The sequence below is a fragment of the Actinophytocola sp. genome, assembly GCF_036002505.1.
Taxonomy (GTDB): domain Bacteria; phylum Actinomycetota; class Actinomycetes; order Mycobacteriales; family Pseudonocardiaceae; genus DASYTH01.
On sequence record NZ_DASYTH010000428.1, the window covers coordinates 136,328 to 149,492 of the forward strand.

The window sequence follows — 13,165 nt, forward strand, 5'->3', positions numbered from 1 at the left end:
CCCCCGGGGGTTCGGCGCCGGCTGACCGGATAGCGACGCACGGGAATCCGTTTGCCGTAAAGGGAATCGGCCGGGTGGTCGTGGAGTGGTAACAGGTAATCGAAAGGTCGCGTCATAATCCGGCGATCACGTGTTTCGCGGTAATGGCTTACATGATCCGGCGATGCCATATCCGGCCTGCCCTGTGTGAGAGGTGTCGTCGTGATGAGCGTGTGGAGTCGTCGCCGTCGCATGTCCCCGTCCAAGCGGAACACCGTTGTGCTCGCGGTGATCCTGGCCATGATCGCGGCCGTGGTGCCGGCCGCGCGCGACCGGATCGACCGGATACCCAGCCTGCTGTCGGATCCGTCGAGCGGTGCGGTGGAAGTGCCCGATCATCCCGAGGGCACGGAGTTCAATCCGAACCAGCTCAAGGACATCAAGGCGGGGGATCCGGCCTCCGCGGTCAATGTGATCAACCCGCCGAGCCCGAACAACCGGGGTGACGCGCGGGTGAGCTACCCGATCGAGGTGCCGCCCGGGCGGGCCGGGATCCAGCCGAAGCTCGCGGTGACGTACAGCTCCGGGGCCGGCGACAGCTGGGCGGGGGTGGGTTGGGACCTGCCCATGCAGGCGATCACCATCGACACCCGCTGGGGCGTGCCGCGGTACGAGACCGGCACGGAGACCGAGACGTACCTGCTCAACGGCGAGCAGCTCACGCCGGTGGCACACCGCGGGGATGTGCCGCGCAGCGCGGAGAAGGTGTTCCACACCAGGGTCGAGGGCAAGTTTGCCAAGATCGTCCGGCACGGCGACCGGCCGGCGAACTACTGGTGGGAGGTGACCGACAAGAACGGCATGCGGTCGTTCTTCGGCGGCACCCCGGCGACCGGCGCGGCCGTGGACTCCACGCTCACCGACGCCGACGGCAACATCGCGACCTGGTCGCTGCGCGAGATGCGCGACCTCAACGACAACTTCATGCGCTACCACTGTGTCCGGGTGGCCGACCCCGGAGTGGCCGGCGGCGCGGTGCCGGGCAGCAACCTGTACCTGCAGCGGATCACCTACACCGGGCACGGCGACACCGAGGGCGCGTACTCGGTCACGTTCACCCGGGACCGTGACCTGTCCGAGCCGCGCCGGCCGGACGTGATGATCGACGCGCGGCTGGGCTTCAAGAAGGTCACCGCGGATCTGCTGCGCAAGGTCGAGGTGTCGCTGGGCAACCAGCTGATCCGCCGCTACGAGCTCGACTACCGGACGGGTGCGTTCGACAAGACGTTGCTGCGCTCCATCTCGCAGTTCGGCGCCGACGGAAACGTGTTCAACACCCACGAGCTCGAGTACTTCGACGACGTCCGGGACGCCGGTGGCGCGTACCAGGCGTTCGGCAACGCGACCGGTTGGACGGTGCCCGGCGACGGCCTCGGCGCGAGCGTGCCGGACGGAAACGCGAGCGCGCTGCAGGCCAACACGTCCCAGGGCGTGGGCGGGCATCTCTACGTCGGCTTCAACCCGGCCCTGCCGCGCAAGCCCGGTTCGGCCGGCGTCAAGGTCGGCTTCAACTCGGGCTCCTCGGAGGGCCTGCTGGCGCTCGCCGACGTGAACGGCGACTCGTTGCCGGACAAGGTGTTCCGCACCGGCTCCGGGATCTTCTACCGGCCCAACCTGTCCGGTCCGCACGGCCAGCCGCGGTTCGGCGACACCCCGATCCGGCTGAACAACCTGCCCGGGATCTCCTCGGAGAACACCAACTCGAGCACCGTCGGCGTCGAGGCGTACTTCGGCGTGTCGGCCCAGCTCGACTTCGTCTCCACCACCACGACGACCGACCGCTACTTCCTCGACGTCAACGGCGACGGGATCACCGACCTGGTCAGCAACGGCAGCGTGCTGTTCGGTTTCCTCGACGCCAACGGCAATCCGTCGTACAGCGCGAACAGCGGCGACAGCGGTGTGCCGGTCGGCGCGGGCGCGGCGTCGGGCACGATCGTCGGTGACCAGACCGCCGAGTTCGAGCGGCAGGTGGACGCCGCTCCGCTGCTGGACAGCGTGCGCCGGTGGGTTGCCCCGTACGACGGCACGGTCCGGGTGGCTGGTGGGGTACGGCTCGTTCAGGACCCCGCGCAGGCCGCGTACCGCCGGGCCGACGGCGTCCGGGTGACCATCCAGCACGAGGGCAGCGAGCTGTGGGCGCAGCGGATCGGGCCGGATGACTTCGGCACGTTCACGCCGTCCGGTGTGGACAGTGTGCAGGTGCACCGGGGCGACCGGCTGTACTTCCGCGTCCAGTCCATTCTGGACGGAAGCTTCGACCAGGTCTCCTGGGACCCGGACGTCACCTACACCAACCTGGCGCCGGGCACCGACGTCAACGGACTGGACAACCGGCGGTTCCTGGCCTCCCGCGACTTCACGCTCGGCGGCCGCCAGTCCATCGTGACCGCGCCGGTGACCGGCACGCTGCACCTGGCCGGCGACGTCTCCAAGACCGGCTCGACCACCGACGACGTCACGGTCGTGATCACGCGCAACGGCACCGAGGTGCTCAACCGGACGCTCGCCGGAGGCAGTGGTGGCACGGTCCCGGTCGACCTGGACATTCCGGTGACCGCCGACGACACGCTGTCCTGGAAGCTCAAGGCCGACTCGCCGATCGACCTCGGCACCCTGCACTGGGTCCCGGAAGCGTTCTACACCGCGGCCGACGGCGGCGTCCCGGTGGCCGACCAGGACGGCAACCCGACCCTGCGGATCAACCCACCGTACGAAGTGGACATGTACCCGGCGACGACGTTGACGGCGCCGCAAGGGTTCTCCACCGCGCCGGCCTCCGGCAACGTCACCGTCGAGCCGAACCTGGCGTTCAACTTCGGCGGGCAGACCCCGAACGCCCGCGTGGTGTTCACCGTCAAGAGGCGCGGTCAACTCCTCGCCAAGCGCGCCATCGACATCGTCAACGGCCAGGTGCCGGCGATCGGCGCGCTGACCGTCCCGGTGACCGCGGGCGACGACCTGTTCTTCGACTTCTCCACTGTGGACACCACGCTGCTGGGCCGCCTGACCTCCCAGTCGGTGACCGTCGACGGCACCACCGTGCCGAGCGCGTTCAACGCCGCCGCGGACCAGGCCGCCTTCCCGCAGCCGTACCGCGGCTGGGGTGCCATCGGTTACCAGGGCAACCGGGACCGGGCGACCACCCCGATCCAGCAGAGCGACCTGGTGATCGACCAGAACTTCCGCGACCAGCTCCCCGGCGCGCCGGTGGAGGGGGACGTGCCCGGCTTCCAGGGCCGGGTCAACACCCCGAAGTTCGTGGTGTTCGCCCCGCAGCCGGCCCAGGACCGCTGGGGCAGCTCGGACGAGAACACCTGGGTGGCGGCCGCCTCCGCATCCAGCTCCCGGCTCGGCGTCGACACCATCGACGTGGCCCAGGACGCCGATTTCGCCGGCGCCACCGGCATTTCCCGGGTCGGCCGGACCCAGCAGATCTCCACGACGTTCGGCGCCCAGATTCCGGGCATCCCGATCGGCGTGGGGGCCAGCGGGGCCTTCGGGGACAGCAAGGGCCAGGTCGACTTCCTCGACCTGAACGGCGACCGCTTCCCCGACGTGGTGGGCTCCGGCGGTATCCAGTACTCCGACATGGTCGGCGGCCTGGGCGGCAAGCGCGGGAGCCTGGGCGAGGACAGCGTTCGGAAGGGCGACACGACCGCGTTCACCGTGTCCGCCAACGCCGGCAGCCCGGCCCGCAGCATGTCCAACGGCCGCGGCATGGCCGCACCGCCGGCCGACGTGTCCGCCAACACCGCCAAGTCCGGCACCGAGATGCCCGGCCTCGGCGTCGGCGGCAGCCTCGGCGGCGGGGACTCCAACGCCAAGTTCGACCTGCTGGACATCAACGGCGACAACCTGCCGGACAAGATCTTCGACAACGGCACCGCGGCGCTCAACCTCGGCTACCGGTTCGCCGCCCCCGAGCCGTGGCAGGGTGCCGGCGCGGTCAACGACGGCGACACCCGCAACACCGCGGTCAATCTCGGCTTCAACACTGACTTCTACGGCTTCGCCGGCGGGCTCTCGGCCGCTCTCGGCTCGTCGAAGACCGAGCAGAGCCTGATGGACATGAACGGCGACGGCCTGCTGGACCGGGTCTTCTCCAGCGGCGGCAGCCCGTTCGCGGTCGCGATCAACGCCGGCAGCCGGTTCCTCGCCCCGGCCCCGTTCGGCGGCGGCGCGTCCGGGATCAACGCCGACGCCAATTCCACCCTCGGTGGCGGCGTGTACTTCACGTTCGGGTTCTGCCTCGGCATCCTCGCCGGCGGCTGCATCGTGTTCAACCCGGGCGCCGACTTCTCCACCGGCATCGGCCGCGCCGAGGTGGCGCTGCGCGACGTCAACGGGGACGGCTACACCGACCAGGTTCGGTCCACTCGGGACAATGAGCTGCTGGTGTCGGAGAACCGCACCGGGCGCACCAACCTGCTGCGCTCGGTGGCCCGCCCGCTGGGCGCCCGGTTCGACCTGGAGTACACCCGGGACGGCAACACGAAGGACGACCCGGAGTCCCGGTTCGTGCTGTCGAAGGCGACCGTGTTCGACGGCCATGCCGGTGACGGCCAGGACACGCAGCTGCTCACCTACCGCTACGAGAACGGCCGCTACGACCGGCTGGAGCGGGAGTTCTACGGTTACGGCCGGGTCGTCGCCGAGCAGCGCGACCCGGGCGCGGGCGGTGCCGTGTACCGCACGACCGCCAGCGACTACCGCACCGACAGCTACTACACCCACAACCTGGTCAGCCGTTCCCTGACCGCGGACGGCGCCGGCCGGCCGTTCCTGGAGAGGCTTTCCACCTACACCCTGCGCGACGTGGGCACCGGTGGGTCGGCCGACCCGCGGAGCACGACGGCAACCGTGTTCCCGCAGCTGTCCCGGGCCGATCGCCGGTTCTACGAGGGCCAGCCGGTCGCCGGCAAGTCGACGTTCATGGAGCTGAGCTACGACGAGCTCGGCAACGTGACCCGGGCCTTCGACGCGGCCGACGCCGGCACCACCGACGACGTGGAGACACGGACCCGTTACACGTCAACCGATCCGGCGTGCCGGGCGCGGAACATCGTGGTGCCGAACTTCGTCCAGGTGGTCGCCACCGCGACGGGCACGGAGCTGCGGCACCGCGAGTCGACCATCGACTGTACGAACGGGAACGTCCGGCAGGTGCGCGCCTTCCTCGCGGACGGCTCGGCCGCGGTGACCGACCTGGACTACTTCGACAACGGCAACCTGAAGACCGCCATCGATCCGCCCAACAAGGACAACCAGCGCTACCGGCTGGACTACGGCTACGACACGGTGGTCGGCGTCCACATCGAGTCTATTGTGGACAGCTTCGGCTACCGGTCGTCGGCCACCCACGACCTGCGGTTCGGCCTGCCGGCCACGATGATCGACGAGAACAATCAGCAGCTCCGGACGTCCTACGACGCCGTCGGGCGGATCGACTCGATCACCGGGCCGTACGAGCTTCCCGAGAACCGGGTGACGATCGACTTCGAGTACCACCCCGAGGCGGCGGTGCCGTACGCGGTCACCCGGCATGTCGACCGGTCCGCGGCCGGGGTGCGCGGCGACACCATCGACACCATCCAGTTCATCGACGGCCTGAAACGCCCGCTGCAGACCAAGAAGGACGCCAGCGTTTCGCCGTCGGCGGGCGCCGACCCGCAATCGGTGATGACCGTGTCCGGCCGCATGACGTTCGACTTCATCGGTCGGAAGGTCGAGCAGTTCTACCCGGTGACCGAGCCCAAGGGCGCCGGCAACACCACGTTCAACCCCGCGTTCGACACCGTGGTGCCGACCCGGGTGAGCTACGACATCCTGGATCGCCCGGTCCGCACCGTGATCCCGGACAACACCGCGATCACGACCGGGTACGGGTTCGGTCCGGACCGCTCCGGCGCCACCCAGTTCGAGACCGTGACCACGGACGCGAACGGCAAGCAGCGCCGCACCTACACCGACGTGCGCGAGCTGGGCACCTCGGTGAAGGAGTTCAACCCGGCCGGCGGGCAGCCGGTGATCTGGACCAGCTACGGCTACGACGCGATCGGCCAGATCACCTCCGTCGTCGACGACCGCAACAACACCACCCGGTCGGCCTATGACAACTTCGGCCGGCGCACCATTGTGGACAGTCCGGACTCCGGTCGCACCGAGACCCGGTACGACCTGTCGGGCAACGTCACCCAGAAGATCACCGCGAAGCTCCGGGCGAGCAACCAGGCGGTCGAGTACGACTACCAGTTCGACCGCATCGCCGCGATCCGCTACCCGGTCTTCCCCGGCAACAACGTCACCTACACCTACGGCGCCCCGGGTGCCCCGGACAACGCCGCGGACCGGATCACCGAGATCCACGACGCCGCCGGCACGGTCACCCGTGCGTACGGCCCGCTCGGCGAGACCACCCGCGAGACCCGGGTCGTGACCGCGATCAACGGACCGGCCCGCACCTACACCACGCAGTACCGCTTCGACGCGTTCAACCGGGTGCTGCAGCTGACCTATCCGGACACCGAGGTGCTCACCTACGAGTACGACTCGGGCGGGCAGGTCAACCGGGCCACCGGGCACAAGGGTGCGTTCGACTACACCTACCTGGCCCGGATGGACTACGACAAGTTCGAGCAGCGGGTGCTGCTGGACGTCGGGAACGGCGTCCGCACCACCTACAGCTACGACGCGGCCGACCGGAGGCTCGCGACGCTGCGCTCGCAGCTGCCGGACGGGTTCAACTTCCAGAACATCAGCTACACCTACGACAACGTCGGCAACGTCCTGCAGCTGCACAACGACGTGCCGGTGCCGCACGGCAAGCCGATCGGCGGGCCGAGCACCCAGACGTTCGGCTACGACGACCTGTACCGGCTGACCTCGGCGTCGGGGGAGTACCACAACAAGGACAACAAGCTCGACCGGTACTCGCTGACCCTGGCCTACGACACCATCAACAACGTCACGGCCAAGAGCCAGCGGCACGAGGTCGAGGTCAACCCGTCCTCGAGCTCGTCGCAGGCGCTGTCGTTCGGCACCGTCGGCACCAAGTCCGTGTCCACGGTGCTCGAGGACCCTGTTCCCACGGAGCCGGTGCCGACCGACCCGGCGCTGGCTCCGCTGGGACCGATCGAGGAACCGGAAGACACCGTCACCGACCCGGGCACCGGATCGCTGTCCCTCGCGTCGGCGTCGCTCGCGTCGGCGGGAACCTCGTCGGTGCAGGAGCAGCGCCGTACCACCTACGACTACAACTACGCCTACGGCAGCGGGAAACCGCACGCCCCCAGCGTGATCGGCCCGGTCAACCACGGCTACGACGCCAACGGCAACCTGGTGGACGCGGAGAACACGCTGCCGCCGGCCCCGGGCAAACGCCGGCAACTGGTGTGGGACGAGGAGAACCGGCTCGCCTGCAACCAGGACCACAACCGGAACAGCACGCTGCCGCAGGATCCGAGCGCCTGCGGGACGCCGCAGCAGCCGGCGACCGTGCGGTACGTCTACGACGACCAGGGCAACCGGATCGTCAAGGACGCCGGGCCGCAGCACATCTACCCGAACCGCAACTTCAGTGAGCGCAACGGAACCGGGTTCAAGCACATCTTCGTCGGCGAGACCCGCCTGCTGACGAAGACCGTCAAACCCGACTCCACCTTCGAGAACCACCATTTCTACTTCCACGCCGACCACCTCGGCTCGTCGAGCTACGTCACCGACGAGAACTCCAACCTCACCGAGCACCTGGAGTACTTCGCGTTCGGTGAGACCTGGGTCGACGAGAACCCGGCGCAACCGACGCCGGTCCCGTACCAGTTCGGCGCCAAGGAGCTCGACGAGGAGACCGGTCTCTACTACTACGGCGCCCGTTACTACAACCCGAGAACCCAGCTGTGGCAGAGCCCGGACCCGGCGCTCGAGTCCTATCTGGACGGTAAGCCCAATGGTGGCGTCGGCCAGCCGTTCAACCTGGCCCTCTACACCTACGCGTCCGACAACCCGGTGCGACTGTCCGATCCGGACGGCCGGTCGGTGTGGGACTACGTGACCTGGACCAGGGTCAAGGGCGGACTCCAGGTCGCCGGTGGGGCCAGCATCTCCGCGCTCGGCGCCGGCATCGGCGTCGGCGCCTCCTGGACCGGTGTCGGCGCGGTGGCCGGTGGCGCGCTCTTCCTGTGGGGCGCGGACATCGCCGGCGCCGGCGTGCGTCAGGTGATCTCCGACCGGCAGGAGAGCACCCTGGTGGCCCAGGGCGTGTCGCGGGTCACCGGAGTGGACCAGGAGACCGTCGACCACTACGAGGCGATGGCCCAGATGGGCGTCAGCGTCGCGGGGTTGGCTCGGCAGTCGCCGACGCTGCTCGGCGCGGCGGCCAACACCACCCGGGCCGGCGGGAGCGTCAGCTACGGTGCGCTCGACGCGCTCGGCCGGCCCACCGGGGTCTCCGCGGTGATCACCGGCAGGATGATCAACACGGGCACCCGGGTGCCGCAAACCCTGAACCCGCCCGGATATGTCAACTTCCAGATCTTCCGGCACGTACGGGGCCATCTGCTCGCCCGGTTGCTCGGTGGTTCGGGCTCGGAAGCCAGGAACGTCGTAACCTTGTTCGAGCAGGCGAACAGCCCGGTGATGCGCGGGTTCGAGGCGCAGGTCGCGGCCGCGGTCCGCGGCGGTCAGACCGTGACCTACAGCGTCACCCCGATCTACGAGGGAGCCAACCTGATACCCAGAGGCATCACGATCACCGCGAAGGGCTCGGGTAACCTCGACCTGGCGGTGACCATCCTCAACAGACAGTGAGACCATGACGTCAGCCCTGGACCAGCTGATCGCGCTGGTACCACCCGGACGGCCCGCGTCGCCGCGCACGGACTGGAGCACCGTGGAGCGGAGCCTCGGCGCGGGCCTGCCGGAGGATTACAAGCGCCTGGTCGACGCCTACGGCCCGGGTTCGTTCGACGGCTTCCTGTGGCTCGTCCAACCCATGCCCGGCTCGCACCTGGATCTGCTCGCCCGCCAGGACACCGCCCAGTCCAACCTGCGGACCCTGGCGGAGATGGGCGAAGAACTGCCCTACCCGCCCGACCGCCTGATGGCCTGGGCGGTCAGCAGCGACGGCGACACCTGCTACTGGCTCCGCGACCCCGAAGCCGACCCGGATAACTGGACCGTGGTCGCCAACGAGTCCCGCGGCCCCTCCTGGGACCAGTTCACCGGCACAGCAACGGAGTTCCTGCTCGCCATCCTGTCCGGCACGTTCACGTCCGAAGCCCTCCCCGAAGACTTCCCCTCCGACGAACCAACCTTCGAACCGGCCTGATGACCGAGGCCCAACCTGGGCTGCCATCGATCGTTCACTGGGTCGATGTGTCCGCGAGCCTCTCCTGAATCTGCCGCAAGTGGGAACGGGCCCGGGCGTCGGCGAACTCTCCGAACAAGGCGAGCGCCTCCTGCCAGTGCCGGTGCGCGTCATCCTCCTCGCCGGCCACCGAAAGAGCCGTGGCGAGGTTGTTCAGCGCGATCGCCAGCCACCACCTCTCGTTCAGCGCTCGCTGGATGTGAATCGCCTGGCGGTGGAAGGCCGCGGCGTCTTGCGGACGTCCGAGTCGCTGGTAGGCCTCTCCCGTGGCATCCAGTGACTGGGCTTCACGGCTGCGGTTGCCCAGCGCCCGCTGCAGCACGGTGGCCTGCTGGAAGCACTTGAGGGCCTCGGCCGGGTTGCTCCTGATCAGGTGCAGCCGGCCCAGTTCGACCAGCGACAGCGCGGTGATGACGCGATCGCCGGTCTCGTCGGCGATCTTGAGTGCCCGGACGGCCGATGCCTGGGCCTCGTCCACTCGACCGTGCTCCCGCTGTGCCCTGGCGAGGAAGACCAGTGCGTCGATCTCCATGGTCCGGTTGCCGATCGCCCGGAGCATCTCCGCCGCCTGACGCAGGTGCTCGACGGCTTCCCCGAGCCGGTTCTGTTCAAAGCAGGTGTTCCCCAGCAGGTGCGTGGAAAACGCCTTGTGCGCGATCTCGCCCAACTCATCGGCGATCTCACGGGATTGCTCGAAACGGGTCTCCGCTTCGGGTAGCCGGCGCAACCGCAGGCAGGCGAGGCCGGCGCCGGCGAGACTTTCCGCGGCTCCGAGGCGGTCCCCGACGGCGCGCTGAATGCTCAGCGACTCTTCGAGGCTGCGCAGTCCGTCTTCGAGCTGTCCGTACTGGATGTGGGCTTTTCCGAGACTGAAGAGGAGCGTGGCCTCGCCGGTACGGTCGCCCACCCGCCGCGCGGCGCTCAGGCCGATCCGAGTCGTGGTGAACCACTCGTCGAACGGGTGGCGGTACTCGAAGAGGCCGCGGAGGATCGCGGGCAGGCGCCAGGCCGTTTCGTAGAGGCCGGCGTTGTTGGCGGCAATCGTGGCGGCGACGAGGTTGACCCGTTCGAGGTCGTACCAGCCAAGTGCGGCCTCGTGGTTCGGGAAGCTCTCCAGCGGCATGTCCCGATCCGGCGTATCGAGTGGAAACCGCCTGCGGGCGTACATGCTTGCGGCCACCGCGGCGTCCGCGCTGTGCAGGTACCAGGTGAGGAGCCGGACGACGGTGGAATGCCGGTCCTCCGGGGACTCCTCGCCGCGCACCTGGTCGGCGGCGTAGGCGCGGAGCAGATCGTGAAACTGGAAGCGGTCCCGGTCGGGCTGCTCGAGGAGGTGCGCACCGACCAGCACGTCCAGCAACTGCCGGGCTCTGGCTGTCGTGAAGCCGGTCAGTGCGGCGGCGGCGGCCGAGCTGAAGTCCCGCCCCGGATGCAGACCGAGCAACCTGAACAGCCGGGCGGCATCGGTCGACAATGCCCGGTAGGACCAGGCGAACACGGTGCGCACCGCGCCCGTTTCCTCGTCGTCGCCGGAGGACAGGAGATCCCACAGTGCAGATTCGTCCCGCAGATCCTGGATGAGATCGGCGAGCGGTGTCTGCGGCCGGCTGGATGCCCGTTCGGCGGCGATCCGCAAGGCCAGCGGCAGCCGGGCGCACAGACGGGCCAGCTCACCGATGTCGTTGGGATCGTCGTGGTGGCGAAACCCGTTGATCGTGGCACGGAGCAGGGCGATCGCCTCCGGCTCCGGCAGCACGTCGAGCGTGAGGCGGTGCGCTCCTTCCCGCGCGACCAGGCTGGACAGCCGGCTGCGACTGGTGATGACGACGAAGCAGGTGTCCGTTCCGGGCAGCAGCGGGCGCACCTGGCCAGCACTGGCGGCGTTGTCCAGGACCACGAGCACCCGCCGGTCGGCGAGCAGGGATCGGTACAGGGCCGCCCTCGCCTCCGAGTCCCGCGGAATTGCTCCGGGTAGGACGTCCATCGCCCGCAGGAACCTGTCCAGGGCCTGCTCGGGTGTCACCGGTGTACCCGGGTCATAGCCCCTGAGGTTGACGTACAGCTGCCCGTCGGAGAACCGCTCCCGCACCCGGTGCGCCCAGTGGACCGCGAGGGACGTCTTGCCCACGCCGGCCGTGCCGGCAATGATGCATGCGGGCCCGCCTTTCGCCATTGACTGGTCAAGCCATTCGAGCTCGGCAACTCTGTTGACGAACACCCTCGCGTCGACCGGCAGCTGCCGCGGAATGGGTCCGATTTGAGGTTTAGCTCGATGGAAATGGACACCGCCGCTCACATCTCTGGCCTGCACCACCTCGCCGGCGCGGCCCGACAACTCCGAGTGAGTGTCACCGGACGGCATGGCATCTGCCGGGCCGGTCGGAGTATCCGGGCTGTTCATGCCGCCCCCTCAACTCCGCGCCGGTGCACCCAGTGTGGAAGGCTCGCTGACCCGCATGAGGCCGTTGGTCAGCGCGACGATCCAACCGATGTGCAGCTGCGCGATGACCGAACCGGGCGGGTAGCGATGCTCGCATTCGGACGCCACCAGCCGTTGTGTCTCGATGCGCCGGCCGTCGACCAGCCTTACTATTACGCCAACGGTGCCGAATTTGGCATGCATCGCCAGCGCGTCGCCGACCTTGGCCTGCTCGGCGGCGATGGTGCGCTGATCGCCGTCGTGTTTCGGCCAGTATGACCCGGCGCCCTGCTCCCGCTTCGCCGAGAAGAACTCGTCGATGCCGTCCAGAAACGTGTTCAGCAATCTGGGCGCCGCGGCGAACAGCTTGAGGAACAATTGATCGAACCCGTCACTCTCGGCGAGTGGAATACGTTCCTGCAGCAGGATGGGGCCCATGTCGAACTCGGGGGTCATCTCGTGGATGGAGATTCCGCATTGCTCGCGATGGCCGTCGACGAGATAGGGAAGTGGGTTCGGGCCACGGCCTTCAGGTAGGAGGGATGGGTGGACGTTGACCGCGCGACCCACGGTCAGGCTTTCAATCGGAATCCGGTACAGGTAGGCGGCCGAGATCAGCAGGTCTATGCGGGACTCGTTGAGTCTCGATACCATGGGTCTGGTCGGGCGTCCGAACAGCACCGGGATTTTCGACTTGTGGGCGAGGCTGAGCACGTTGTCGACGGACTTTCCGGGGCCGCTGGTCAAGCACGTCACGACTTCGATGTCGGAGCGATCGATGAGAGTCTTCAGGCAGCTTGAAAAGAAGTCGTGGCCGGCGTAGGCCACGCGGAGTCTGATCATGCGGCCCTCCTCCTGGCGTTAGCCTTGCGATGCCGGAGCGATCGGAGCTTTGGCCGGAATAGTCATAATACGAAAGGTTGTCGGCCGGCGCTCATTATGGAAATTCTGGCACTGATACAATCAACCCGGTAGTGCCGGCTTACCCCGTGGGGGTGGTTTTTCATGAGCGCACCGTGTCGTGATGTCTCTTTCTGGCATGCATTCACCCGCGTGGTGCGTGTGTGAGAAATCCGGTCGCGATCGTCAGTGACGACGCTCTGTCGCCATCAACCCGATCGGCAGCGGACGAGACGCGGCTGATGACTGATTTGCCCGAAGCTCAGCGTTGTCGCCGGCAGCGATAGAGTGATGGATTGACCTGATAGGACGACTGGGGACCAGGAGTTTCACTGCGCGTCACGTTGGTTACGACTGTGATCAGTAGTTATAGGCACCACCCCACTCGGTCGATCGATTGTTGGAGCCACGCAACGTTGCTAGACTAGTGCAGCGTCACC

Annotated in this window: 4 protein-coding genes; 2 read left to right on the forward strand and 2 right to left on the reverse strand. The window is 68.1% G+C overall.

Going from position 1 to position 13,165, the window contains the following annotated elements; all coding sequences use genetic code 11:
• The first annotated feature begins 231 nt into the window (after positions 1-231).
• On the forward strand, positions 232-8,847 hold the full coding sequence (locus VGR06_RS38485; protein WP_327564161.1) for a DNA/RNA non-specific endonuclease: 8,616 nt from the start codon (positions 232-234) through the stop codon (positions 8,845-8,847).
• Between the two features lie 4 nt (positions 8,848-8,851).
• Positions 8,852-9,367, forward strand: coding sequence for an SMI1/KNR4 family protein (locus VGR06_RS38490; RefSeq protein WP_327564162.1), 516 nt, complete (start codon positions 8,852-8,854; stop codon positions 9,365-9,367).
• Positions 9,368-9,401: 34 nt separating this feature from the next.
• Here VGR06_RS38490 and VGR06_RS38495 read toward each other — a convergent pair whose 3' ends face one another.
• Together VGR06_RS38495 and VGR06_RS38500 are read right to left on the reverse strand one after the other, a co-directional pair.
• The gene (locus tag VGR06_RS38495; RefSeq protein ID WP_414637416.1) at positions 9,402-11,534 is read right to left on the reverse strand and encodes an ATP-binding protein; all 2,133 of its coding nucleotides are present in this window, start codon (positions 11,532-11,534) and stop codon (positions 9,402-9,404) included.
• A 282-nt stretch (positions 11,535-11,816) separates the two neighbouring features.
• Entirely contained in the window at positions 11,817-12,668 is an 852-nt protein-coding gene (locus tag VGR06_RS38500; protein ID WP_327564164.1) for a formyltransferase family protein, read from the reverse strand.
• Between the last annotated feature and the right edge of the window lie 497 nt (positions 12,669-13,165).

What these genes read in the sequence shown, in the direction of transcription:
- VGR06_RS38500 (WP_327564164.1), bottom strand. Translation starts at nt 12,668, where the DNA reads ATGATCAGACTCCGCGTGGCCTACGCCGGCCACGACTTCTTTTCAAGC.
- VGR06_RS38485 (WP_327564161.1), top strand. Translation starts at nt 232, where the DNA reads ATGTCCCCGTCCAAGCGGAACACCGTTGTGCTCGCGGTGATCCTGGCC.
- VGR06_RS38490 (WP_327564162.1), top strand. Translation starts at nt 8,852, where the DNA reads ATGACGTCAGCCCTGGACCAGCTGATCGCGCTGGTACCACCCGGACGG.